A 22,487-nucleotide genomic window follows, 5' to 3' on the forward strand; every position below is an offset into this window, starting at 1 on the left:
AGCGCCGAAGGCCGCGACAGCCCCATGACGAAACCCTTCCCGCTCGCCGACCCCCGGTGGCACAGCCCTCTGCCGCCGTCGCCGAAGCATAGGACGCACGCTCGGGAGTCGACGGGAGCCACGTGGCGCGGAGCACGTGGTTGGATCGATCCGTGACCAGGCAGTGGGAGAAGCGCATCGGCGTGTGCAACCTGTGCGAGGCCATCTGCGGCGTCGAGCTGACCATCGAGGGACGCGAGGTCACCGGCGTGCGCGGCAACCCGGCCGACCCGCTGTCGCGCGGTCACATCTGCCCCAAGGGCGTCGCGATCGCGGACGTGTACGCCGACCCCGACCGGTTGCGCCGCCCCGTGCGCCGCGTCGGCGAGGGCGCCGACGCGGCGTGGCAGGAGATCGGCTGGGACGAGGCGTTCGACCTGGTCGCCGACAACCTGGCGCGGGTGATCAACGAGCACGGCGACGACGCGCTGGGCGTCTACCTCGGCAACCCCAACGCCCACAGCCTCGGCTCGATGACCCACGGCACCGCGATGTTCAAGTCGTTCCGCACCAGGAACCGCTACTCCGCCACCTCGGTGGACCAGCTCCCCCACCAGCTCGTCGCCCACCTGATGTTCGGCCACCAGCTCTTCCTGCCGGTCCCTGACATCGACCGCACCTCGTGGTTCCTCGTCATCGGCGCCAACCCGATGGCCTCCAACGGCTCACTGATGACGGTGCCCGACTTCCCGCAGCGGGTGCGCGACCTGCACACGCGCGGAGGCCGGATGGTCGTGCTCGACCCCCGACGCACCGAGACCGCGAAGGTGGCCGACGAGCACCACTTCGTGCGACCGGGCACCGACGCGTGGGTGCTGCTCGCGATGCTGCACGTGCTCACGACAGAGAGCACCCCCGCCGTGGCGGCGTACGTCGACGGGCTGGCGACGGTGGTCGACCTGGTCGCCGACTTCACCCCCGAGCGGGCCGAGGCGATGAGCGGACTGCCCGCCGAGGAGGTCCGGCGCCTCGCGCGCGAGCTGCTCACCGCCGACGCCGGCGTGGTCTACAGCCGCATCGGCGTCTCGGCCGGCCCGTGGGGCACGGTGTGCCAGTGGGCGGTCAACTGCCTCAACATCCTCAGCGGCAACCTCGACCGCGCGGGCGGGGCGATGTTCACCAGCCCCGCGATCGACGCGGTCGGCACCGGGCTCATCGGACGCGGGCACCACGGCGCCTGGCGCTCGCGCGTGCGCGGGCTCCCCGAGACCGCCGGCGAGCTGCCGGTGTCGGCGCTGCGCGAGGAGATCGAGACGCCCGGCGAGGGCCAGGTGCGCGCGCTGCTGACGGTGGCCGGCAACCCCGTGCTCTCCACCCCCGACGGGGCCCGGCTCGACGGGGCGCTGCGCGGCCTGGACTTCATGGCGGCGGTCGACATCTACGTCAACGAGACCACCCGGCACGCCGACGTCATCCTGCCGCCGACGACCGCCCTCGAGCGCGACCACTACGACCTGGTGTTCCACCTGCTCGCGGTGCGCGACACCGCGCGCTTCACCCCCGCGGTCTTCGAGAAGGAGGCCGACCAGCGCCACGACTGGCAGATCTTCCGCGAGCTCACGTTGCGCACCGCCGCCCGTCTCTCGCGCAAGGCGCCGCTGAAGAAGCGCCTCGTGCAGCGCGCGCGCCTCACCGCGAGCCCGACCTTCCTCGTCGGCCAGCTGCTGCGCCGCGGCTCGAGCGGCGTGACGCTGGCCAAGCTGCGGGCCCGCCCGTCGGGCATCGACCTGGGCCCACTGCGCGGCGGTCAGCTGCCGGGACGCCTGCCGGCGAAGGGGAAGCGGATCGACCTCGCGCCCGCGCTCGTCGTGCAGGACGTCGCCCGCCTCGCGGCCGTGGAGGCGCCGGAGCCCGACGGGCTGCTGCTGATCGGGCGCCGCCACAAGCAGGACTGCAACTCCTGGATGCACAACTCCGAGCGGCTCACCCGCGGCCGCCCGCGCCACCAGCTGCTGATGAACCCCGCCGACCTCGCCGAGCGCGCGATCGCCGACGGCTCCCGGGTGCGGGTGACCTCGCGGGTGGGGTCGGTCGAGGTCGAGGCCGCCGCCTCCGACGACCTGATGCCGGGGGTCGTGTCGCTCCCCCACGGCTACGGTCACGCCAGGGACGGCGTCCTGATGAGCCGCAGCCGCGAGGTGCCGGGCGTGTCGATCAACGACCTCACCGACCCCGAGCTGCTCGACGTCTCGGGCAACGCCGCACTCAACGGCGTACCGGTGTCGGTGACGGCGATCTGACCCGGAGGCGGCGTCGGCTCAGGTGCTGACGTCGCCCAGGACGGCGAGCACGTCGTCCGGGGTCTGCGCAGCGCCGAGGGCGGCGATGCTGGCGTCGTCGGTGAACGCCCCGGCGAGCGCCTGGAGCACCGTGAGGTGGTCGTCGCCCGCACCGGCGATCCCGACGACGTAGGTCGCCGGGCTGCCCAACCAGTCGATGGGCTCGTCGTAGCGGATGAACGAGATGGCCGTGCGCCGGATCAGCGCCTTGGCCTCGTTGGTGCCGTGCGGGATGGCCAACCCGTTGCCCATGAACGTCGAGACCGAGGTCTCGCGCTCGTGCATGGCGGCGACGTAGGCCTCGTCGACGGCCCCGGAGGCGACCAGGAGCTGCCCGGCCTCGGTGATGGCCGCGTCCCGGTCGCGGGCCTGCCCGCCGAGCACGATCGCGTCCCTGCTCAGTACGTCACTCATCTGGCGCCTCTTTCCTGTGCTGTGGTCTGGAGCTCGGAGCGGGTCGTGCCCGGCCCCCACACGGAGGGCCGGGCACGCGGTGACACGGGATCGACTCAGGCCCTGTTGCCCTCGTCGACCATCTGCACGATCTCGTCGTAGCGCGGGCTCGCCATGAAGTTGTCCACCGAGACGTGCACGGCCGACGGCGTCTTCTGGCGCGCCCGGTCGGTCAGGTCCTGGTGGGTCACCACGAGGTCGTAGGTGTCGTCGAGGTTGGCGATGGCCTTGTTGACCACCGTCACCTCGCCGTGCCCGGCGTCGTGGATCTTCTTGCGCAGCACCGAGGCGCCCATCGCCGAGGACCCCATGCCGGCGTCGCAGGCGAAGACGATGCTGGTGATCGCCCGGGTGGCGGTGGCCGTGGCAGCACCGGCCCCGGCACCCCCGGCGAGGGCGGTGGAGGCGATCGACTTCTTGCCCTTCATGGACTCCATCGAGCTCGTGGCCGCGGTGAGGTCGCCCTCGTCGTCCGACTTGTCGAGCTTGAGCAGCACCGCTGCCACCGCGAATGTCACGGCAGCCGAGGCGAACACCGCCAGGGTGACACCGAGGTAGCTGCCCCGGGCGGTCTGGGCGTACACCGCGAAGATCGAGCCGGGCGCCGCGGGGGCACGCAGGCCCACGTCGAAGGCGACGTTGATGGCCACGCCGGTCATGCCGCCGGCGATCATCGCCACGATGAGCTTCGGCTTCATCAGCACGTAGGGGAAGTAGATCTCGTGGATGCCCCCGAGGAAGTGGATGATCGCTGCGCCCGGCGCGGTGGCCTTGGCGATGCCGCGGCCGAACACGGAGTAGGCCAGCAGCAGGCCCAGGCCCGGACCGGGGTTGGCCTCAAGGAGGAACAGCACGGACTTGCCGTTCTGCGCCGCCTCGGTGAGACCCAGCGGGGTGAGCACGCCGTGGTTGATGGCGTTGTTGAGGAAGAACACCTTGGCCGGCTCGATCAGCAGCGAGGTGAGCGGCAGCAGGTTGTTGTCGACGAGGGTCTCCACGGCGTTGCCGAGGACGTCCATGATCTCGTTGACGACCGGCGCGACCACCCAGAAGCCCACGATGGCCATGACGAAGGCCACGATGCCGGCCGAGAACATGTTGACGAGCATCTCGAAGCCCGCCTTGACCTTGCCCTCCCACAGGGCGTCGGCGCGCTTCATGACGTAGGCCGCGAGCGGGCCGAGGATCATCGCGCCGATGAACATGTGCACCTGGCCGAGCTGCGGCGCGTCTGCGGCGAGCTTGGCGTTGAACTCGGCCACGAGCAGGTCGGAGCCGGCAATCGCACCCATGACGGCGAAGGCACCGACGACGGCGCCGCGGTCGCCGTAGACCATGCGACCACCGGTCGCGGCGATGAGGATCGGGAGCAGGTAGTGGATGGTCGGGCCGACCATCGTGGCGAGGTCGGCGTTGGGCAGCCAGCCGACGTCGATGAAGAGCGCGGTGAGCAGTCCCCAGGCGATCAGGGCCGGGATGTTCGGCATGATCATGTTGGAGAGGAACGTGCCGAACCTCTGCACGTGGACCCGCGCGGACGAGCGCCCTGCGGGTGTCGGAGTTGTGGTCGCCATGCTGATGTCCTCCAGTCGAGCGCGGGGTGATCCCCATCACATGATGTGGTGATTAAACATCACGTTCGGGCACGTTGCCAAGCATTCGGGCAGGATTTGTGCCCGACTGTGTGGCTTTACCCCGGCAGCAGGCTGTCGAAGAACGCCTTCTCGGCCTCGGCGTTCCACGTGTTGCCGGGTCCGAGCTTCGCGGCCACGTCGGGCAGCCGCTGCTGCAGCTCGTCGAGGCCCGTCAGGGGCAGGTCGTGGATCTGGGGGAAGATCAGGACCTTGCCGGAGTAGCGGCCCTCGACCAGGGCCTGGAGGCCGTCCTTGGCCGCCCGCATCCCGCCGACGGCGCCCACGATGGACCCCGGCGAGAGCGCACCCCGGGTGGCCAGGTCCACCACCTGCTGCTGGTCGTGGATGGTCAGTCCCGAGGTGCCGGTGTACTGGGCGTTGTCGAGGTAGACCGCGCTCAGGTTCAGCGGCGCCAGCGTGCCGTTGGGGACGCCGGCGAAGAAGACCAGCATGCCGTCGGAGCTCATCAGGGTGTCGGCCTCGGCCATCACCTCGGAGAGGGGGACGCTGACCACCACGTCGTCGGCCCCTCGGCCGTCGGTGGTCCTCAGGATGAAGTCGTGGAGCGACTCCTGCGAGGTCTGGGAGTTGAAGGTCACCAGCTCGCAGTCGTTGCTCTCCGCGAGGTGGGCCAGCCGGTCCTCGAGGCTCTTGAGGCGTTCGTCGCTCACCTCCGTGGCGACGATCCTGCGGGGTCCGTCGGGCTGCTGGATGGCCCGCTGGACGTGCATCAGTCCCATCGGGCCGCCGGCGCCCACGAAGACGGTCGTGCCCTCCGAGCGCAGGTCGCAGCGGTTGCGCGCCTCGCCGTAGGAGGCGGCGATGTCCGGTCCCCGGCCCCCGAGGTAGGCGGTGTAGTCGTAGTGCAACCGGCCCACGTCGGTGGCCACCAGCCCGTCCAGGGCGGTCTCCCCCACCAGGTTGAGGGTGCCGCGGCGGGCGATGTGCCTGGCCACCTCGCCCACGGTCGCAGCGGAACGAGGATCGAGCACGACGATGTCGTCGAACCCGGCGCCGTCGGTCAGCTCGTCCACCAGCGCCTGGTAGTCGTCCGTGCCGATGCCGTCGCGCACGACCGTCGTGGCCGAGGTGCCCTCCACGAGCGTGGCCACCGACGCGGGCACGTCGGTCATGACGATGGTGGCCGGAGCATCCAGGCCGGAGGAGAACTCGTAGTCCCGCTCGTCGCCGGGCCGCCCGACGATCCACATGGTCCCGCCGTCCTTGGGCTCGAGGCGGCGACGCTGGGTGTAGGCCGCCATCACGCAGCCCCACGGCTCCAGCGTGGACGCCTCGGCGTAGCCCATCGAGTCCGGGAGCGGCAGCAGGCACGCGCCGTCGTCGGTCTCGAGCATCTCGGCACCCATGAGGTGGTACTGGATCAGCCCGCCGGGGATCGTGTAGCCGTAGGCCGTGCTCCTGCCGTCCTGGTAGATGTCGGGCTGCACCGCCAGCCGCTGGCCCGCGTGGTAGCGGTCCTCGAGGTTGTCCCCGACCTCGATGACGGTCAGGCTCACCTCGTGGCCCAGCCGGGTGGGTTCCTTGCCCAGGTCGCGGTCGTAGAGCTTGGGGTGGCTGCCGCCCTGGCGCATGATCTTCACGTCGGAGAAGCAGAGGCCCACACTGTCGATGCGCACCAGCATGTGGTCGGCGTCGGGCCGCGGGACGGCGACCTGCTCGGGCTCACCGTCCTTGCCCATGTTGTCCTCCCCCGCGCCGTGCAGGTTCCAGGCCCAGGCAGTGTCGGGCAGGTCGAGATCGGCCGCGCGGTAGCGGTCGTAGGCAGATGTCATTGCTTCCTCCGTCGTGAGGTGGGTCTGTGGTGGGCCTGGCCTCAGTGGCCGAGCAGCGCCCGCACGGCAGCACGCCCGGCCATCGGGTCGGGCGCGCCGAGCGCGGCCTCGGCGGCCGCTTCGCAGGTCTCGAAGGTCACCTTCGACAGCTGCGCGCCCACGGGGCGTACGGCGCGGGCAGCCATCGAGAGCGAGGAGATGCCCATGCCGATGAGCGCCGTCGCGAGGAGCGGGTCGGCCGCGGCCTCGCCGCACACCCCGACCGGCTTTCCGGCCTCGGTGCCGGCGTGCGCGGTGATGGCGATCAGCTGGAGCACGGCCGGCTGCCAGGGGTCGGTGAGGTGGGCCAGGTCGGTGGCCATGCGGTCGGCGGCCATGGCGTACTGGGTGAGGTCGTTGGTGCCGATGGAGAGGAAGTCGACGACCTCCAGCATCCGGTGCGCGAGGAGGGCGGCGCTCGGGATCTCGACCATCACGCCGGGCTTGAGCCCACGGGCGCGCACCTTCCCGGCGAACTCGGCGGCCTCCGCGACCGTGGCGACCATCGGCGCCATCACCCACGTCTCGGTGCCGGTGCGCTCCGCGGCGGCCGCGATGCCGTCGAGCTGGCGGTCCATGAGGCCGGGGTTGCCGAAGCTCAGCCGCAGCCCGCGCACGCCGAGCGCCGGGTTCTCCTCGCCCTCGTGGGTCGCGAAGGCGATCGGCTTGTCCGAGCCGGCGTCGAGGGTGCGGACGACGACGTAGCGCCCGTCGGAGTAGGGCGAGAGGACGTCGGCGTAGATGTCGGCCTGCTCCTCCACGCTCGGCTCGTCCTTGCGGTCGAGGAAGCACAGCTCGGTGCGGAACAGGCCCACCCCCTGGACGGGCTCACTGGCCGCGGAGCCGGCCCAAGGGCCGTCGGCGACGTTGGCCAGCAGCTTGACCGGGAGCCCGTCGGCGGTCGCGGCCGGGCCGCTCCAGGTCGCGAGCTCCTCGCGCAGGCGCCGGCTCTCCTCGACGCGGGCACGCGCGTCGTCGGGGTCGGCGCCCTGCTCGATCGTTCCGGCCTCCCCGTCGACGACCACGAAGGTCCCCGTGGGCAGTGCCATGACGCCGGCCGCCCCCACCACGCACGGGATGCCGAGCTGGCGGGCGATGATCGCGGTGTGGCTGGTCGCGCCACCGCGCTCGGTGACCAGCGCGGTGACGAGGGCGGGGTCGAGCCCGGAGGTGTCGCTCGGCGCGAGGTCCTCGGCGACCAGGATCGACGGCACGTCCGGCGTCGGGACGCCGGGCGCGGGCTCGCCGACCAGGTGGGCCACGACCCGGCGCTCGATGTCGCGCAGGTCGGTGGCGCGCTCGGCCATCAGCCCGCCCATGCCGGTGAAGATGGTGACGAACTGCTCGACCGCGCCCTGCACGGCCGCCACGGGACCCGGTCCCGCCTGGAGGTTCTTCGACACCGCGGAGCGCAGGCCCTTGTCGCGCGCGAGGCCCGCGCTCGCCGTGAGCACCTCCGCCGCAGCGCCCTGGGTCGCCGCGGCCTTGGTCGAGAACGTCTCCGCCACCGCCGCGACCGCTTCGTCGTACGCCGACAGCGCGGCGTCGGCGTCGGAGAACCCGCCGTCGCCGTAGCGTGAGATCGCGTCGGGCGAGACCTCGCCGCGGACGTGCAGGACGGGGCCCGCGGCGACGCCTGGCACGACCGGGGTCCCGCTCAGGGGAGGGTGCTCGGGTGTGGTCATGGACACACCGTAGAACAGGTCAGTGTTGACAAGCAACACATTCGGGACTAAAACAACACATACACAGATCCCATGGAGAGGGGACCGATGTACGCCGAGGAGCGCCAGCAGGCGATGGCCCACCTGATCAGCCGCCGTGGCCGGTTGTCGGTGGTCCAGCTGGCCGAGCAGTTCGAGGTCACCACCGAGACCGTGCGGCGCGACCTGTCGACCCTCGACCGGATGGGCCTGGTGCGTCGCGTGCACGGCGGAGCGGTGCCGGCGGGGTCGCTCACGGTCATCGAGTCCGGCATCGGCGAGCGCGACCAGTCCAACACCGCGGCCAAGGAGGCGATCGCCAACGCGGCCGTCGCCCTCCTTCCGCCGCCCGACTCCGTCGTGGTGATCGACGCCGGCACCACCACCGCCCGCTTCGCGGCCGCGCTCCCCCGCGACCACCGGCTGATCGTGATCACCCACGCGGTCCCGGTCGCGACCCGGCTGGCCGGGCTGCCCCAGATCGAGCTGCACCTCCTCCCGGGCAAGGTCCGCCCGACCACGCACGCGGCCGTCGGCTCCGACACCGTCGCCGCGCTCTCCGACCTGCGTGCCGACGTGGCGTTCATCGCCACCAACGGCATCACCGTCGGGCACGGCCTCACCACCCCCGACAGCGACGAGGCGGCCAGCAAGCGGGCCATGATCGCCTGCGCCCGCCGCACGGTGGTGCTGGCCGACTCCTCGAAGATGGGCGTGGAGACCGCCGTCCGCTTCGCGACCCTCGACAGCCTCGACGTCCTGGTCACCGACAGCGACATCGAGGCGAGCGACCGGCGCGCGCTCGAGTCGGCCGGGGTCGAGGTGGTGGTCGCATGATCCTCACCCTGACCCCCAACCCCAGCATCGACCGCACCGTCGCGCTCGACGGCGAGCTGTGCCGCGGGCAGGTCCACCGCGTGGCCTCGGTGACGTCGCAGGCGGGCGGCAAGGGCGTCAACATCTCCCGGGCGGCCGTCAGCGCCGACATCCCCAGCATCGCCGTCGTACCGGCCGAGAAGGAGGACCCCTTCGTCCTCGAGCTGCTCGGCGCCGGCATCGACTGCCGGCCCGTGCGTCCGGCGGGAGGGGTGCGGGTCAACCTCACGATCACCGAGCCCGACGGCACGACGACCAAGCTCAACTCGCCCGGCGCCGAGGTGCTGCCGCTGCACCTCGAGCTGATGGCTCAGGCCGTGCTGGTCCGGGCGTCCAGCGCCTCGTGGACGGTGCTCGCGGGCTCCCTGCCCGCCGGTGCGCCCGCGGAGTTCTACGCCGAGCTCGTACGCCGCCTGCGCGAGGTGGGCGGCCGCGTGGCCGTCGACACCAGCGAGGCGCCGCTCAAGGCCCTGGTCGACGCCCTGCCCGGCTCGGCGCCCGACCTGATGAAGCCCAACGGCGAGGAGCTGGCGTCGTTCACCGGCGGCGACCCCGAGGTCCTCGAGTCCGACCCGGCGGCCGCGGTCGCGGCCGCCCGGCAGCTCGTCGAGCGCGGCGTGGGTGCCGTGCTCGCGACGCTCGGCGGCAACGGCGCGGTCCTCGTCGACGCCGACGGGGCCTGGCACGCGACCCCGCCCCCCACCACCGTCGTCAGCACCGTGGGTGCGGGCGACTCCAGCCTCTTCGGCTACCTGCTCGGCGACATCCGGGGACTCCCGGCGCCCGAGCGCCTCGCTCTTGCAGTCGCCTACGGCAGCGCCGCCGCAGGACTCCCCGGCACCACCATCCCCCAGCCGTCGCAGGTCCGTCCGGACCTCGTCGGCGTCACTCCACTCGGAGGCACAGCATGACCGACCTGATCACCACCGACCTCGTGCGGCTGGGCGCCGACTGGGGGCCTGACAAGCACGACGTGATCCGCGCGCTCGCCGGCGTCGTCGGCGACGCCGGGCGCGCCACGTCCGTCGACCAGCTCGTCGAGGACGCCTTCGCCCGCGAGGCCACCTCCGCGACCGGCCTGCCCGGCGGCATCGCCATCCCCCACTGCCGCACGACGGGGGTCGACCAGCCGACGCTGGCGTTCGCCCGGCTCGAGCCGCCCGTCGAGTTCGGCGCCAAGGACGGCCCGGCCGACCTCGCGTTCCTCATCGCCGCGCCCGCCGGCGGCGACGCCGACCACCTCACGATCCTCACCAAGCTCGCCCGCGCCCTGGTGAAGCCGGCCTTCACCGACGCCCTGCGCGCGGCCGGCTCCGACGAGGAGGTCGTCGACCTGGTCGCCCACGAGCTCGGCGAGCCCGCTCCCGCGAAGCCCGCCCCGGCCTCGGGCGCGCCGTCCGGTGCCGCCGTCCCGGGTGGCGGCGAGACCACCGCACCGGGCCAGGCCGCAACTGCCGCCACCGCCGTGCCGGCCACGACCGCGACCCCGTCGCTGGTGGCCGTCACCGCCTGCCCGACCGGCATCGCCCACACCTACATGGCCGCCGAGGCGCTCGAGGCCGCCGCCGAGCGCGCGGGCGTGCAGATCGAGGTCGAGACCCAGGGCTCGGCCGGGAGCACGCCGCTGGCCCCCGCCGCCATCGCCGCCGCAGGCGCGGTCATCTTCGCCGTCGACGTCGGGGTGCGCGACCGGGCCCGGTTCGCCGGCAAGCCGATGGTGAGCTCGGGCGTGAAGCGCCCGATCGACGACGCGGACGCGATGATCGCCGAGGCGCTGCGCTACGCCGCCGACCCGTCGGGCGCGCCCCGCGTCGAGGGTGACGCCAGCGCGGCCACGACCGGCGACCACGGCGCCGGCGAGACCTGGGGCGGCCGCGCACGGCGCGTGCTGATGACCGGCGTGTCCTACATGATCCCGTTCGTCGCCGCCGGCGGCCTGCTGATCGCCCTGAGCTTCCTGCTCGGCGGCTACGAGATCGTCGGCCCCTACGGCGACCTTGCCGTGTCGAACACGATCTTCGACCTGCCTGACCCGGCTGCGTACGGCCTCGACCACGCGCTGTTCGGCTCGGGTCTCATGGCCTACCTCGGCGCGCTGTTCTTCATCATCGGCAAGACAGCGTTCGCGCTGTTCATCCCGGCCTTCGCCGGCTACATCGCGTACGCCATCGCCGACCGGCCCGGCATCGCCCCCGGCTTCGTGCTGGGCGGCCTCGCCGCCAACCTGTTCGGCGTGAGCACGTCGGGCGACAACCCCGTCGCCTTCCCCGCGACCGGCTTCCTCGGCGCCATCGTCGGCGGGGTGCTCGCCGGCGTGATCGCCCACTGGCTCGCCCAGCGCAAGGTGCCCACCTGGGCGCGTGGCTTGATGCCGGTGCTGGTGATCCCCCTGGTCACCTCGGTCGTCGCCGGTCTCATCATGATCGTCGTGCTCGGCAAGCCGATCAACTGGCTGATGACCCAGCTCACCGACGGCCTGAACTCGATGTCGGGCAGCAGCGCGGTGATCCTCGGCGTGATCCTCGGCCTGATGATGGCCTTCGACATGGGTGGCCCGCTCAACAAGGTCGCCTACAGCTTCGCCGCAGTGGGCGTGGGCGGTGCCGCTCTGGCCTCCGACGCGCCTGAGCTCCGGATCATGGCCGCGGTGATGCTGGCCGGGATGGTGCCGCCGATCGCGTTGGCGCTGGCCACCGTCGTACGACCGGGGCTCTTCAACGCCCCGGAGCGGGAGAACGGCAAGGCGGGCTGGCTCCTGGGCGCCTCCTTCATCACCGAGGGAGCCATCCCGTTCGCCGCGGCCGACCCGATCCGCGTGATTCCGGCGATCATGGCCGGCAGCGCCGTGACCGGCGGGCTCTCGATGGCCATGGACGTCGCCGTCCGCGCCCCCCACGGCGGGATCTTCGTGCTCTTCGCCGTCGACGGCAAGCTCGGCTACTTCATCGCGCTGGCCGCCGGCGTCCTCGTCGGCGCGGCCCTCGTCGTGCTGCTCAAGAGCTTCGGCAAGTCCGACGCGGACGTCGCGACCGTCTGAGCCGCTGCCCCCACTGACCACCACCAGATCCGACCCGCAGATCAAGCCCCAAGGAGAACCATGCCCAGCAAGTCCGTCGTCGTCGGCTCCGCCGTCGGCCTCCACGCCCGCCCCGCCGCGATCATCGCCGAGAAGGCCGGCGAGCTCGGCTCCGACGTCACGATCAACGGTGTCGACGCGAGCTCGTCGCTGATGATCATGACCCTGGGCGCCGGCAACGGCGACACGGTCGAGGTCGCCGGCGACGACCAGGCCGCGGTCGACGCCATCGCGGCCCTGGTCGAGCAGGACCTCGACGCCTGACCCAGCGCTTCTGTCCGTCCGCGTGGGCGGTGCCTGGGGAGGATTCCGAGCTGCCGGAATCCTCCTCGCGCACCGCCCACGCGTGCGTCCGCCACGGCGTACGTCAGTCGCGGGCGCGGGTCGCGAGGTAGACCGCGCGCATCCCGACCGCCCGCTCCAGCTGGCTCTCCACGACGGAGAAGAACTGGCGGCGGTAGGTGTCGTCGGTGACGGCCGAGACCGTGAAGTAGAACCCGCTGAACGAGGCCAGGAAGAGCGAGACCTTCAGCAGCGAGAAGGTCACGTGCGAGAGGTGGGGCACCTGCTGCAGCTTGTCGAGCTGGGTCCAGGCGAGCTGGGTCTCGGGCTCCATGACGAGCGAGCCGAAGAGCATGAAGAACACGAACACCGTCAGCGACAACAGCACCACCTGCACGGTCTGGATGACCACCAGCACGAGGATGAGGTTCCACTTCTCGAAGCCCTCGACCTGGGCGTAGTCCTGGGGGTCGACGGACGGGTCGTCGGCCACCTCGCGGCTCGCCGCCTCCAACGGGGTGCCGGCGCAGGCCCGCACGACGAACGTGTCGTCGACGGCGTCGTCGACCCGGTCGACCTCCTCCGGCAGTCGCACCAGGAGGAACAGCACCGCGAGGCCGAGCATCAGCAGCACGGTGAACCACAGCAGCCCGAACGGCAGGTTGCTCGTCATCTGCCACGCCTCGGCGTTGACGAACAGGAACGTCACGAAGACCAGCAGCAGCGGGAGCGCCCGCGAGGCCATCGGCACCAGGTAGCGCACGCTGCCCAGCGTCCGCGACAGAGCGAAGGCGAGGATCGGTCGCGCGCGCAGGACGGTGACGCCGTAGGCGAGCAGCCCGAGCACCACGATCGAGAGCCAGAGCGCCAGCCCCGACGAGCCGTTGCCGGCACCCTGCCCGGCCGCCTGCCCCGCGTCGTCGCGGGCGCTGAGCCAGTGCACCGCCAGCCCGGCCACGACCGCGACGGCGAGGAGCACCGCGGCGAACGGGCCCAGGCGGCGCGCCCGCAGCCCGGAGCGGGCGGCCTCGCGCTCCTCGGTCACGAAGTAGGGCAGGCCGTGGGCGAGGAACCACGCCTCGACCGCCTCGCGGCGATCGGTCACGCCAGGATCTCCCGCGCGCGGCTTACGTCGTCGTGCATGGTCTCGACGAGCGCCTCGATGCCCTCGAACTTCACCATGCCGCGCAGGCGGTCGACGAAGGCGACCTCCACCTCGACGCCGTAGAGCTCGAGGTCGTCGCGGTCGAGGACGTAGGACTCCACGCGTCGCTCGCGCTCGCCGTCGAAGGTCGGGTTGGTGCCCACCGAGATCGCGGCAGGCAGCCGCTCGCCGGTGTCGAGGCGGGTGAGCCACCCGGCGTACACCCCGTCAGCGGGGGCGGCGTCGACCGGCGGGACGGGCACGTTGGCGGTCGGGTAGCCGAGCTCGCGGCCGCGCTTGTCGCCCTCGACCACGGTGCCGCGCACGGTGAAGGGGCGCCCGAGCGCCTCGCAGGCGCCGGCGACGTCGCCGGTGGCCAGGCACTGCCGCACGTAGGTCGAGCTCCAGACCTGCGGGCCACCGTCGAGGGCGACCCCGACGGTCTCGAAGTCGCGGGTCCGGCCCGACTCGACGAGGGTGGCGACCTCCCCGGCCGCCTTGGCGCCGAAGCGGAAGTTGGAGCCCACCACGACGGCGCGGGCGTGCAGCGTGTCGACGAGCACCCGGTCGACGAACTGCTCCGGCGACCAGCGCGCGATCTCGCGGTCGAAGCCGACCACGAGGATCGCGTCGACGCCGGCCGTCTCGAGCAGCCGGGCCCGGGTCTCGATGGACGTGAGGGTGGGCGGGGCGTGCTCGGGGCGCAGCACGGCCATCGGGTGCGGGTCGAAGGTGACCGCCACGACCGTGTCGATGCCGAGGCGCCCCGCGGTGTCTCGCGCCTCGCGCAGCACGTGGGCGTGGCCCAGGTGGACGCCGTCGAAGTTGCCGATGCTGACCACGGTGCGGCCGAGGTCGGCCGGCACGTCGTCGACTGAGCTCCAGATCTGCACGTCCGCAGCCTAGCGACGCGGGGCCCCCACCCCGCGCCGCCGGGTCCGCTGCGCTACTTCAGGGTGATGCCGCGATACATCCCCATGAAGGCGTGGGGCATGCCGCCCATCGAGGCGTCGGGCCAGAAGCAGAGGAGCACGTAGTCCCCCTTGGGCAGCCGGTAGTTCATCGCGACCGTCCGGCCGGGAGAGACGACCCCGCCGTCGAAGCCGACGCGGAAGTTCGCCGGCGGCGGGCCTTCGTCGCCCTGCATGGCGGCGTCGACCCAGGCAGCGAAGTCCTTGATCGTCTTGCCCTTGTTGAGCTTCAGCAGGACCACGAAGTGGTTCTTGTCGCTGAAGTTCTTGAAGGTCAGCATGCCTCGGTGGGCGATGGTCCTCGGCCCCTTGGCCCAGCTGGCGCTGTCGATCGCCTTGACGCTCGAGCCGGACGGCATCGTCGCGCCGGTGTCGGCGCCGGCCACCGTGAACGCGGTGAACGCCGACGGCCGGTTGCGCTCGATGTCGGCGGCGTAGTAGCTGCCCGCCGGCAGGTTGACCGCAAGCTTGCCGACCTTGCCCGCGGCCACGTTCACCCCACCGAGCAGGGTCACGTGCGCCTCGAACCGCTTGAGCGCCTTCATCTTATTCTTCTCCAGGCCCGCGTCGATGTCGGCGATGGCCTGGTCGAGGGTGTAGCCCGCGGCCAGCTGCACCAGCTGGAAGCCGGACTGCTTGGCCTCGGTCGTCACCCGGAACTGGGTGACACCCGGCTGGATCGTGGCCGGCATCGTGACGTTGTGCGCGGCCGTGATGCTGACCGACACGGTGCCGGCTGCTGTCTCCCGTGCAGCAGCCTGACCGGCAGCGCCAGCTGTTCCCCCTGCAAGCGCTCCAGCAGTCAGCACCATGACGCTGACGCCGAGCGCGGCGATTCGTTGGACGGACATCCCGTGCCTCCTCGGGCGCTCGATCGCACCCTGCGACCCCCTGCCCCGAATGACAGGTTGCTCCTGACGTGCGCTTCGCACCACCGTCATCTCGCAGTGGTCAAGACCACTCGACTCCCCCGCGGGCGTGGTGTCGAAGCCTTGGCCAAGCCTCGGATCAGACGAAGACGGCCACGGGCCGGGCCTGCTCGGCCTGCTGCTCGTAGAGCGCGAGGAACTCCCCGTCCGGGGCGAACACCGCGTGTGGCCCAGGGCCGGGCAGGACGATCCGCAGCGCCCGTCCGAAGCGCACGTGCGCGGCCTGCTCGTCGTCGAGCTCCACCACCGGGAACGACGCGCGCGCCGCCTCGGCGATCGGCAGCACGGCGAAGTCCTCGCCGAGCTGGTCAAGGGTGCGAGCCACCGCGAGGTCGAAGGGCCCCACGGCCGTACGGCGCAGCGCCGTCAGGTGACCACCCACGCCGAGTGCGGCGCCGACGTCCCGCGCGATCGCGCGGATGTAGGTGCCCGAGGAGCACCGCACCGAGATCCGTACGTCGACGTGCTCCGCGGCGCGCACCACGTCGTGCACGACGATCTCGTGGATCGTCACGGGCCGGGCCTTCAGCTCCACCTGCTCGCCGTCGCGGACCCGCGCGTAGGCGCGCTTGCCGTCGACCTTGATCGCCGAGACGGCGGTCGGCACCTGCTCGATGTCACCGACCAGCCGCGCCAGCTCAGCGCGTACGTCGTCCTCCCGCACGCCGTCGACCGCGTGCGTCGAGGTGACCTCGCCCTCCGCGTCGTCGGTCGTGGTGGAGGCGCCCAGGCGGATCGTGGCGTCGTAGGCCTTCTCGGTGAGCATCAGGTGCCCGAGCAGGCGGGTGGCGCGCTCGACGCCCAGCACCAGCACGCCGGTCGCCATCGGGTCGAGGGTGCCGGCGTGCCCCACCTTGCGGGTGCCGGCGAGGCGGCGCACGCGCGCCACCACGTCGTGCGACGTCATGCCCGGGGACTTGTCGACGACGACCAGACCGGGGTCGACCATCAGGGGCGGTCGTCCAGGTCGGCGTCGAAGCCGATGTCCGAGCCGTCGTCGAGCGCGTCGTCCTCGTCGTCCTCGATGACGCGGGGCTTCTTGTAGGGGTCGGCCTCGCCGGCGTACGCCTCGACGCGGCGGGCCGCGACCTCCTCGTCCTGCTGCTTCGCGCGGGCCAGCACCTCCTCCAGCTCGCGGGCGCTCTCGGGGAGCGCGTCCGGGATGAAGGTGAGGGTCGGCACGATGCGCATGCCGAGCTGCTTGGCGACCTCCGAGCGGATCACGCCCTTGGCCGACTCGAGCGCGGCAGCCGTGCTCGCACGCTCCTCCTCGGCGCCGAGGACCGTGTAGAAGACCGAGGCCTGCTGCGAGTCGCCGGTGACGCGCACGTCGGTGACGGTCACGAAGCCCAGGCGCGGGTCCTTGATGCGGCGCTCGAGCATCTCGGCGACGATCACCTGGATGCGGTCGGCGATCTTGCGGACGCGGGGGTTGCTCATGGGTCTCACTCTCTCAGAAGCGCTCTTCAGCGATCCCCGGCTGACCGGGGATCGCTGAAGTTGTCAGGCTGTGCACGGGCCGACAAGCTCAGTGATCCCCGGCTGACCGGGGATCACTGAACGGAGCCGGAGCCCGCGTGGGGGTGCTCGGTCAGCTGCGGGGGATCTCGCGCATCTCGAAGGACTCGACGAAGTCGCCGATCTTGATGTCCTGGAAGTTGCGCAACACCAGACCGCACTCGAAGCCCTCGCGGACCTCCGACGCGTCGTCCTTCTCGCGGCGCAGCGAGGCGAGGTCGAGGTTGTCGGCCACCACCGCTCCGTCGCGCAGGACCCGCACCTTGGCGTTGCGGCGGATGAGCCCCGAGGTGACCATGCAGCCCGCGATGTTGCCGGCCTTGGACGAGCGGAAAATCTCGCGGATCTCCGCCTGCCCGAGGGTCGACTCCTCGTAGACGGGCTTGAGCATGCCCTTGAGCGCTGCCTCGATCTCCTCGATCGCGTTGTAGATGACCGAGTAGTAGCGGATCTCGACACCTTCCTTGTCGGCCATCTGGCTCGCCTTGCCCTGGGGGCGGACGTTGAAGCCGATGATGATCGCGTCGGAAGCGGCCGCCAGGTCGACGTTGGTCTCGGTGATCGCACCGACACCGCGGTCGATGACGCGCAGCGAGACCTCCTCGCCCACGTCGATCTGCGACAGGGCGTCCTCGAGGGCCTCGACCGAGCCGGACACGTCGCCCTTGAGGATGAGGTTGAGCTCCTGGCTCTCGCCCTTCTCCATGGAGGCCATGAAGTCCTCGAGGCTGCGACGCACGCGACGCTTGGCCTGCATGGCCGCACGCTCGCGCGCCTCACGCTTCTCGGCGATCTGGCGGGCCATGCGGTCGTCCTCGACCACGATGAAGTTCTGGCCCGCGCCGGGGACGGCGCTCAGACCGAGCACCATCGCGGGACGCGACGGGTCAGCCTCGGTGATCTCGTTGCCGTGCTCGTCGAGCATGGCGCGGACACGACCGTGGGCGGGACCCGCCACGATCGAGTCACCGACGCGCAGGGTGCCGCGCTGGACCAGCACCGTGGCGACCGGACCGCGACCGCGGTCGAGGTGCGCCTCGACCACGAGGCCCTGGGCGTCCTGGTCGGGGTTGGCCCGCAGGTCGAGCGAGGCGTCCGCGGTCAGGACCACGGCCTCGAGCAGCTTGTCGAGGTTGAGCCCCGCCTTGGCCGAGACGTCGACGAACATCGCGTCGCCGCCGTACTCCTCGGGGATGAGGCCGTACTCGGTCAGCTGACCGCGGACCTTGGTCGAGTCGGCCTCCGGCTTGTCGATCTTGTTGACCGCGACCACGATCGGCACGTTGGCCGCCTTGGCGTGGTTGAGCGCCTCGACCGTCTGCGGCATGACGCCGTCGTCGGCCGCGACGACCAGGATCGCGATGTCGGTGGCCTGGGCACCACGGGCACGCATGGCGGTGAACGCCTCGTGACCGGGGGTGTCGATCAGGGTGATGCGACGGTCGTCGCCGTCGACCTCGGTGTGGACCTGGTAGGCACCGATGTGCTGGGTGATGCCACCGGCCTCCTTGTCGACGACGTTGGCGTTGCGCAGCGCGTCGAGGAGCTTGGTCTTTCCGTGGTCGACGTGACCCATGACCGTGACGACCGGCGGACGGATGACCAGGTCGGACTCGTCGCCCTCGTCGGCACCGAACTCGAGGTCGAAGGTCTCGAGGAGCTCGCGGTCCTCGTCCTCGGGCGAGACGATCTGCACGACGTAGTTGAGCTCCTCGGCGAGCAGCTCGAACGTCTCGTCACCCACCGACTGCGTGGAGGTGACCATCTCGCCGAGCGAGAAGAGCATCTGCACGAGGGCAGCGGCGTCGACGTTGATGCGCTCGGCGAAGTCGGTCAGCGACGCGCCACGCGGGAGACGTACGGTCTCGCCGTTGCCCTTGCGGACACGCACGCCACCGATCGTCGGGGCCTCCATGGCCTCGAACTCCATGCGACGCGCGCGCTTGGACTTGCGTCCTCGACGCGACGGGCCACCGGCGCGACCGAACGCACCCTGGGTCTGGCCACGCTGGCCGGGACGCTGCCCGGGCCGACCGCTGGCCGGCGGACCGAAGCCGCCGGGACGGTTGGGGGCACCACCGGGGGCGCCACCGGGGCGACCCGGAGCCCCGCCGCGGGCGGGAGCACCCGGACGACCGGGACCACCGCCGGGGCCGCCACGGGCCGGACGAGCGCCCGGACCGTTGCCGAAGGCCGCCGGGGACTTGGGCATCATCGCCGGGTTGGGACGCGGCATGCCGGGACGGGCGTCGCCGCCACCGGCCGGCGGGCGCGGCGGGCGGGTGTCGTCACCGGGGGTGCGGGGCGCCGGACGCGAGCCCATGCCCTGCGAGGGCGCGAACGGGTTGTTGCCCGGGCGCGGGGCGCCGGGGCGACCGACCGGACGCGGCGCCGGGGACGGCGCCTTGGCCGCGGGAGCTGCCGGCGGCTCGGGCTCGGCCGCAGGAGCCTCCGGCTCGGCAGCCGGGGCCTTCGGGCCGGGCTTCGGGCCGGGCTTCGCGGACGGCGCAGCCTCCTCGACGGCGGCCGGGGCAGGTGCCTCGACAGGGGTCTCGGCGGCGGGGGCCTCGACGGGGGCCTCGGTCGCAGCAGGCGCGGGGGCCGGCTTCGGACCGGGACGAGGGCCGGGCTTCTTGGCGGCGGCCTTCTCGGCCGGTGCCGCGGTGTCGGCGGCGGGGGCGGAGGCCGCAGCGGCCTTCAGCTCCTCGCCGTACTGCTTCTTGAAGCGCATCTCGACGGGCGGCTCGACAGTCGACGATGCCGACTTGACGAACTCCCCCATCTCCTTGAGCTTCTCGAGAACGAACTTGCTCTCGACTCCGAACTCCTTGGCGAGTTCGTGGACTCGGGTCTTTGCCACGGTTGGTTTCTACTCCTTCTGGTCCGTGACCCCAGAAGGAAGGGGAAACGGAACAGCTAGTGGGTGTGCACACTCATTACGAGTTACTCATCGAGTGCTCATGAGCTGCGTGCTCCAGTTTCTGGTCGGTGCTGCTGTGATTCGGACTGGTCGTGCTGAGCGGCGAGGTAGTCCTCCACCGGCGCTCCGTCGAGCGGCTCCCCCGAGCGCAGGGCCCGGGAGAATGCTCGGCGTCGCACCGCGAGCTGCCAACACTCGGCTGTGGGGTGCAGGTGCGCCCCGCGGCCGGGTGCCCGGCGGTGAGGATCGGGCACCAGGGCCGGTCGGCCCTCGGCGTCCGAGCCTGCGACCACCCGCAGCAGCTCGCTCGCAGCGGCCCTGGCCCGACAACCCACACAGGTCCGGACAGGTCCGGGCGCAGGGGTGTCAGACGTGGTGGCCACTGACCATCACTCTACTGCGTGGGGCCAGTGGTTTGCGAACCGGCGCAGGGGGGCAGCCTGCGCCTGTGCACCTTCTCGCCCCGCTCACGCGGCGCCTCTACTACCCCGGTCATCACCTCGACGCGGCGATGCGACCCTCGCCCGAATCGACGACGTACGCCCTGCGCCACGGGTCGGTGACGCTCCGCGGCTGGACCGCCGGGTCCGGCCCCGACGCGCTGGTCTGGTTCGGCGGCAACGCCGAGGACGTGGGCGCGCGGGCCGAGCGGCTGGCCTCGACGCTCCCGGGCCGAACGTCCTACCTCGTGGCCTACCGCGGGTACGGCGCCTCCGACGGGCTTCCGTCCGAGCGCGCGCTCGTCGACGACGGCCTGGCCCTGGTCCGTGAGGTGGCCACGAGGCACCCTCGGGTGGCGGTCGTCGGCCGCAGCCTGGGCAGCGGCGTGGCCGTGCAGGTCGCGAGCCGGCTCGGGGGCGACCCGGCCACCCGCGGCCTGATCGACGCACTGGTCCTGGTGACGCCCTTCGACTCCGTGCGGAGCATCGTGCGGCACCACGCCCGCGGCCTGCCGCTGGACGTGCTCCTCGGTGACCACTTCCGCTCCGACCTCCACGTCGGCGCGGTCACCGCCCCCGTGACGGTCGTGCGCGCCGGGCGTGACGTGGTCGTGCCACCGGCGTCGACCGACCGGCTGGTGCGCCTGCTCCCTCCGGGCGCCCGCGTCGTGGACCTTCCCGAGCGCGACCACGCGGACGTGATCGCCGCCGACGAGACGTGGGACGCGATCGCCCGGGCCGTCGAGGGCATTGACCGGACGTAGGTCGGGTGCCGGCACGGACTGGTCGACCGCCGTGGACGCTGGACGCACGGCATGGCGGACGTCGAGCGGCCGTAGGTCCGCTCGAGCGACCCGGTGGACGGGCGTGGGCCGTGACGGCCGACGACCACCTCCGGGACGCTCAGTCCTCGGGCGCCGGCGCCTCGTCGGAGCGGATGTCGATGCGCCAGCCGGTGAGGCGGGCGGCGAGGCGGGCGTTCTGGCCCTCCTTGCCGATGGCCAGGGACAGCTGGAAGTCCGGCACGACGACGCGGGCCGAGCGGGCGGCCAGGTCGACGATCTCCACCGCGGTGACCCGCGCCGGGGACAAGGCGTGGGCGACCATCTCGGCCGGGTCCTCGGCCCAGTCGACGATGTCGATCTTCTCGCCGTGCAGCTCGCTCATCACGTTGCGCACGCGCGAGCCCATCGGCCCGATGCACGCACCCTTGGCGTTGACCCCCGGCACGGTCGAGTGCACCGCGATCTTGGTGCGGTGACCCGCCTCGCGGGCGATGCCGGCGATCTCGACGGTGCCGTCGGCGATCTCGGGGACCTCGAGGGCGAAGAGCTTCTTCACGAGCGTCGGGTGGGAGCGCGACAGGGTGATCTGGGGACCGCGCATGCCCTTGCGGACCGAGGTCACCAGGCACTTGATGCGCTCGCCGTGGACGTACTTCTCCCCCGGCACGCGCTCGCTGATCGGCAGGATCGCCTCGAGCTTGCCGAGGTCGACCATCACGTCGTCGGGGTTGCGGCCCTGCTGGATGATGCCCGAGATGATGTCGCCCTCCTTGCCGGAGAACTCGCCGAACGTCTTCTCGTCCTCGGCGTCACGGAGCCGCTGGAGCATGACCTGCTTGGCCGTCGTGGCCGCGATCCGGCCGAACCCGGCCGGGGTGTCGTCGTACTCCGGGCCGCGGGTGCCGTCCTCCTCGACCTCGCGCGCCCACACGGTCACGTGGCCGGTCTTGCGGTCCAGCTCGACCCGGGCGGGGCGCTGGGACTCGGTCGCGCGCTGGTAGGCGGTCAGCAGGGCCTGCTCGATGGCCTCGGCCAGCACCTCGAAGGAGATCTCCTTCTCGCGCTCCAGCATCCGCAGGATGCTCAGATCGATGTCCATCAGTCGTCCTTCTTCTCTTGCTTCTCAGGCGTCTCGGTCTTGCGGTTGAACTCGACCTGCACGAGGGCCTTCGCCACGTCGGCGTAGGGCACCTCGCGCTGCTCCCCGGACACGTCGAGGGTCACCGACTCCTCGGTCGAGCCGGTGATGCGGCCGGTAAGGCTCGTGCCGTCGGCCAGGGTGGCCTTGACGAGCCGGTCGGTGTTGCGGCGCCAGTGGCGGGGCAGCGTGAGCGGACGGTCGACGCCTCGCGAGGTGACCTCGAGCGTGTAGGGCATCTCGCCCATCACGTCGGACGCGTCGAGCACCCGCGAGACCTCGCGGGTCGCGTCGGCGACGTCGTCGAGCGTGACACCGCCGTCCTTGTCGACCGCGACGCGCAGCACGCGTCGCTTGCCGGCGGGGGTGACCTCGACGGCCTCGACGTCGAGGCCCATCACGCTCAGGGGGTCGACCAGCTCCGCCTCGATGCGGTCCCGGGTGGCGTCCTGACGGGGTGTGCTCATC

At 71.9% G+C, this 22,487-nt stretch carries 19 protein-coding genes; 6 read left to right on the plus strand and 13 right to left on the minus strand.

The window, feature by feature from the left end; all coding sequences use genetic code 11:
• Positions 1-152 precede the first annotated feature (152 nt).
• On the plus strand, positions 153-2,279 hold the full coding sequence (locus ASG76_RS10220; protein ID WP_235529510.1) for a molybdopterin-dependent oxidoreductase: 2,127 nt from the start codon (positions 153-155) through the stop codon (positions 2,277-2,279).
• 18 nt (positions 2,280-2,297) lie between these two features.
• Here ASG76_RS10220 and ASG76_RS10225 read toward each other — a convergent pair whose 3' ends face one another.
• The 4 genes from ASG76_RS10225 to ptsP all read right to left on the minus strand — a co-directional run bounded on the left by ASG76_RS10225 (position 2,298) and on the right by ptsP (position 7,922).
• A complete protein-coding gene (locus ASG76_RS10225; protein ID WP_082587428.1) occupies positions 2,298-2,732 on the minus strand; it encodes a PTS sugar transporter subunit IIA in 435 nt (144 codons plus the stop codon).
• A 95-nt stretch (positions 2,733-2,827) separates the two neighbouring features.
• Positions 2,828-4,345 (minus strand): PTS mannitol transporter subunit IICB, encoded by a 1,518-nt coding sequence (locus ASG76_RS10230; protein WP_082587429.1) that lies wholly within the window; start codon positions 4,343-4,345, stop codon positions 2,828-2,830.
• Between the two features lie 116 nt (positions 4,346-4,461).
• Entirely contained in the window at positions 4,462-6,198 is a 1,737-nt protein-coding gene (locus tag ASG76_RS10235; RefSeq protein ID WP_056602457.1) for an alcohol dehydrogenase catalytic domain-containing protein, read from the minus strand.
• 41 nt (positions 6,199-6,239) lie between these two features.
• Complete coding sequence (ptsP, locus tag ASG76_RS10240; protein WP_056602830.1) at positions 6,240-7,922, minus strand: phosphoenolpyruvate--protein phosphotransferase; 1,683 nt, start codon at positions 7,920-7,922, stop codon at positions 6,240-6,242.
• Positions 7,923-7,994: 72 nt separating this feature from the next.
• On the opposite strand from ptsP, the gene ASG76_RS10245 reads away from it, so the two are divergent.
• From ASG76_RS10245 to ASG76_RS10260, 4 genes are read left to right on the plus strand one after another with little or no spacing between them, the layout of a single operon-like run.
• A complete protein-coding gene (locus ASG76_RS10245) occupies positions 7,995-8,777 on the plus strand; it encodes a DeoR/GlpR family DNA-binding transcription regulator (protein ID WP_235529511.1) in 783 nt (260 codons plus the stop codon).
• A complete protein-coding gene (locus ASG76_RS10250) occupies positions 8,774-9,727 on the plus strand; it encodes a 1-phosphofructokinase family hexose kinase (protein ID WP_056602461.1) in 954 nt (317 codons plus the stop codon). The genes ASG76_RS10245 and ASG76_RS10250 overlap by 4 nt, the downstream gene beginning before the upstream one ends.
• Positions 9,724-11,853 carry a fructose-specific PTS transporter subunit EIIC gene (locus ASG76_RS10255; protein ID WP_056602463.1) on the plus strand — a complete coding sequence of 710 codons (2,130 nt, stop codon included), beginning with the start codon at positions 9,724-9,726 and terminating at the stop codon, positions 11,851-11,853. Before ASG76_RS10250 ends, ASG76_RS10255 begins: the two co-directional genes overlap by 4 nt.
• Before the next feature lie 60 nt (positions 11,854-11,913).
• Complete coding sequence (locus tag ASG76_RS10260; protein ID WP_056602465.1) at positions 11,914-12,156, plus strand: HPr family phosphocarrier protein; 243 nt, start codon at positions 11,914-11,916, stop codon at positions 12,154-12,156.
• Between the two features lie 103 nt (positions 12,157-12,259).
• Here ASG76_RS10260 and ASG76_RS10265 read toward each other — a convergent pair whose 3' ends face one another.
• The 7 genes from ASG76_RS10265 to ASG76_RS18780 all read right to left on the minus strand — a co-directional run bounded on the left by ASG76_RS10265 (position 12,260) and on the right by ASG76_RS18780 (position 20,039).
• Entirely contained in the window at positions 12,260-13,279 is a 1,020-nt protein-coding gene (locus ASG76_RS10265) for a hypothetical protein (protein WP_056602467.1), read from the minus strand.
• Entirely contained in the window at positions 13,276-14,211 is a 936-nt protein-coding gene (locus ASG76_RS10270; protein ID WP_056602469.1) for a bifunctional riboflavin kinase/FAD synthetase, read from the minus strand. Before ASG76_RS10270 ends, ASG76_RS10265 begins: the two co-directional genes overlap by 4 nt.
• Before the next feature lie 53 nt (positions 14,212-14,264).
• Positions 14,265-15,140: a hypothetical protein gene (locus tag ASG76_RS10275; protein WP_157559064.1), complete on the minus strand. Its 876-nt coding sequence runs from the start codon at positions 15,138-15,140 to the stop codon at positions 14,265-14,267.
• Between the two features lie 157 nt (positions 15,141-15,297).
• Positions 15,298-16,167, minus strand: a complete 870-nt coding sequence (gene truB / locus ASG76_RS10280) for a tRNA pseudouridine(55) synthase TruB (RefSeq protein ID WP_056602473.1) — start codon at positions 16,165-16,167, stop codon at positions 15,298-15,300.
• Positions 16,167-16,658 (minus strand): 30S ribosome-binding factor RbfA, encoded by a 492-nt coding sequence (gene rbfA / locus ASG76_RS10285; protein ID WP_056602475.1) that lies wholly within the window; start codon positions 16,656-16,658, stop codon positions 16,167-16,169. The genes truB and rbfA overlap by 1 nt, the downstream gene beginning before the upstream one ends.
• Positions 16,659-16,809: 151 nt before the next feature.
• Complete coding sequence (infB, locus tag ASG76_RS10290) at positions 16,810-19,596, minus strand: translation initiation factor IF-2 (RefSeq protein ID WP_056602477.1); 2,787 nt, start codon at positions 19,594-19,596, stop codon at positions 16,810-16,812.
• Positions 19,597-19,694: 98 nt separating this feature from the next.
• Entirely contained in the window at positions 19,695-20,039 is a 345-nt protein-coding gene (locus ASG76_RS18780; protein ID WP_082587430.1) for a YlxR family protein, read from the minus strand.
• A 65-nt stretch (positions 20,040-20,104) separates the two neighbouring features.
• Between ASG76_RS18780 and ASG76_RS10295 the strand changes: the two genes are divergently transcribed.
• Entirely contained in the window at positions 20,105-20,860 is a 756-nt protein-coding gene (locus ASG76_RS10295; RefSeq protein WP_056602479.1) for an alpha/beta hydrolase, read from the plus strand.
• A gap of 139 nt (positions 20,861-20,999) precedes the next feature.
• Here ASG76_RS10295 and nusA read toward each other — a convergent pair whose 3' ends face one another.
• Both nusA and rimP read right to left on the minus strand, forming a co-directional pair.
• Positions 21,000-21,980: a transcription termination factor NusA gene (gene nusA, locus ASG76_RS10300; RefSeq protein WP_056602482.1), complete on the minus strand. Its 981-nt coding sequence runs from the start codon at positions 21,978-21,980 to the stop codon at positions 21,000-21,002.
• A complete protein-coding gene (gene rimP / locus ASG76_RS10305) occupies positions 21,980-22,486 on the minus strand; it encodes a ribosome maturation factor RimP (protein WP_056602484.1) in 507 nt (168 codons plus the stop codon). Before rimP ends, nusA begins: the two co-directional genes overlap by 1 nt.
• Between the last annotated feature and the right edge of the window lies 1 nt (position 22,487).

The organism is Nocardioides sp. Soil774, assembly GCF_001428125.1.
In the GTDB taxonomy this organism is placed as follows: domain Bacteria; phylum Actinomycetota; class Actinomycetes; order Propionibacteriales; family Nocardioidaceae; genus Nocardioides.